At 67.1% G+C, this 2,591-nt stretch carries 3 protein-coding genes; 2 read left to right on the top strand and 1 reads right to left on the bottom strand.

What is annotated here, in order from left to right:
• Positions 1-1,063: helix-turn-helix domain-containing protein (locus AC08OV_RS24400; RefSeq protein ID WP_476620416.1), on the top strand; the 1,063-nt coding region annotated here is incomplete at its 5' end.
• Positions 1,064-1,078: 15 nt separating this feature from the next.
• A complete protein-coding gene (locus AC08OV_RS24395; protein ID WP_476620415.1) occupies positions 1,079-1,402 on the top strand; it encodes a 4a-hydroxytetrahydrobiopterin dehydratase in 324 nt (107 codons plus the stop codon).
• 205 nt (positions 1,403-1,607) lie between these two features.
• On the opposite strand, the gene AC08OV_RS24390 is transcribed toward AC08OV_RS24395, so the two are convergent.
• Positions 1,608-2,006, bottom strand: coding sequence for a hypothetical protein (locus AC08OV_RS24390; RefSeq protein WP_476620414.1), 399 nt, complete (start codon positions 2,004-2,006; stop codon positions 1,608-1,610).
• Between the last annotated feature and the right edge of the window lie 585 nt (positions 2,007-2,591).

Raw genomic sequence — 2,591 nt, 5'->3', positions numbered from 1 at the left:
CCCCAGCATCCTCGGGGTACCGCCCACAGACAGCGCGGGTCCGACGGCCGACCCGTACCGAGTGATCGCAAACGTAGGGGAGGTGATCATTGTGGCCATCGACCGGCGTACGTTCCTCGCGGGAAGCGGTGCCGGGTTCTTGGTCGGGGGCACGGTCATGCCCCTAGCGTCGTATCAGCAGGTCGCACCCGAGGCCATCGAGTATCTGGTGGCCCAACTTGACGGCTACTATCGGGCTGATGCCGCGTTGGGGCCACACACCGTGATCCCGTCGGTGCTGGTACAGCAGGAACTCGTCCGGCAGTTCCTGCGCGTGGCCAGAGGCCCCGAACGGTATGCCTTGTTGCGCACGAGCGTCGCCTACGCGGGTCTGACGACCTGGCTTTACCAGGACGCAGGAGACCTCGCAACCGCGTCGCACTGGGCGAACCAGGCTCTCGAACTCGCTCACCGGGTGGGAGACACCCAACTCGTCAGGCACGCCCTGACGAACAAAGCGATGATCTGTAGCGACCAGCAGGACGGACCCGGCACCCTCGACCTGACCAGCGCGGCCCTGACAGACGAGAACGGCCTATGCGCGAAGGTCCGGGTACAGGCGATGCAACAGACAGCTCACGGCTACGCCCTCGTCGGCGACCGGCGCGGCGCTGACTATGCCTTGGACAAGGCTGCCGCACTGCTGGCTCATGTCGATGATGACTATCCGTGGTTCAACGCCTGCCGGCGCACTCCTGGTTACATCGAGGTGCAGCGGGCCACCTGCTATAACCACCTTGGCCTCGGCCACGAGGCCCTGCCGCTGTGGGAGCAGGTCATCTCGGCCCTGCCCATCACGGCCCGTCGAGACAAGGGCGTGTACCGGGCACGACAGGCCATCTCGCATGCCCAGGCCGGGAATCCGGAGGCCGCCGTAGACGCCGCGATGCACGCGGTCACCGTTGCCCAGGAAACCAGTTCAGCACGGCTACGACAGGAGCTCCACGGAGTTTGGCACCACCTCACACCGTGGCATGACCATGAGACTGGACGGCAGGTCAAAGCTCTGCTGGCGACGCTGTAGGAAGGGAGAACGAGTATGGGACTGCGCGATCCGTTGCCGGCCGAGGAGGTCACCCGACGTCTGACCGCGCTGGACGGATGGGTAAAGGCCCCCGACCGCGAGGAGATCCACAAGACGTTCCCTGTGGAGTACTACGCCGCGATCGAAGCTCTCGGCGCGGTGGCCGAGTCCGCGAAGGAACTGGAGCACCACCCGGACGTCGAACTGCACTGGGGAGAACTGACGTTCAGTCTCACCACCTATAGCGCCGGGCAGCGGATCACCGACCTGGACTTCCGGCTGGTCGACCGTATCGAAGACGTGCTGGCCCGCTACGTACAGGAAGAAGCGGGGGGATAGCCGACTAACGCGATTCCGTCCAACTTTCCCGGCGTATCCCGTTGACCGGCGGCCCCGTGACCTTTCCCGCGCTCCCCTCAGCGGATGTGGTCCGGGGTCGTCTTCGTTGTCGGGACGTGGGACAGCCCCGGGGCTACTCCGCTGATGTGGCGGTGCCCCGGGGCTGTGGGGTGTGCTGGTGGTGCGCGGGGTGGTGGTGTGCGGGTCATGCGGCTGTGCGTCGTTGTTGCCAGATCTCCCAGGCGATGTCGTGGAGGTAGGTGCCTTCGCGTCGGGGTCGGCGGAAGGCTCCGGGAGTGATCCCGATGCGTTTGGCGGCGCGTTTGCGTCGGTCCTCGATCCCGGTGTGCCAGGTTCCGGGTTCCAACCCGAGCATGATCCGCATGGCCGCGCTGACGTCGGTTCCGAGGCACCCGATCGCGTCACGGCTAATCTGCTCGGCGATGACGGCCCGTTCGTCGGGGCTGCCGACGTGGTTGGGGGTGAGCAGGTCGACCAAGTGCGGCGCGTGAGTGGCAAGGCGGGTGGCGCGGACGCCGTGGCGCATGGCCTTGCGCAGGTGCTGGGTGAGCGTCGGGACGTCGATCGGGTGTTCGGTTGTCATGTGCGGTCCGGCTGGGGCCGTTGGTAGGCCCCCGCTTTCCCCGCCGTTCCCTCCTCTCGTGTGTGTCGCCCGGAACGCGGGGGTTCGGGGCGACGCTGAGCATTCTGGCATGTTGGGTCGCGTCTTGCAGCGTTTGTGTCCACTAGCCTCCAGCAACGCGCTCTGTGATCACCCGGCGGCGTTCCGGGTCCGGCCTGTCCGATGCGGCGCCGTGCGCGTCCCGTGGGGGGTGCGCGGGGGTCGTCGTCGGGCGCGCGGGGCGCGGGGCCCTGTGGGTGCCGGGGTATCTGCATGCAGCAAGGATGCTGCCTATCGGGGGCTATCGCAGGCTGCCGGGCGCTGCTGGCGTTGCTCGCCTGCGTGACGATGTGTCCGCCCGTGTCCGCTGGTGTCCGCTGGTGTCCGCCAGTGTCCGGCGGTGTCGGAATGTGCCGCTCCGTCCGGCCCAAAATTTTTCGGTTGGACTGGCACTTAAGTGGGGGTGGGGCCTGCGCTGGGGCTCCCGCGGCCTGTTCCGCCGCACCCGACAACCACCCCCAACACTGTGTGGTGCAGCTCACAAAAGTCTGTGTGGGGGCGGATCGG

This window comes from Frankia sp. CeTa3Moorea, assembly GCF_978021225.1.
Note: the sequence above shows the minus strand (reverse complement) of the source record. Positions and strands in the feature narration are given on the sequence as shown.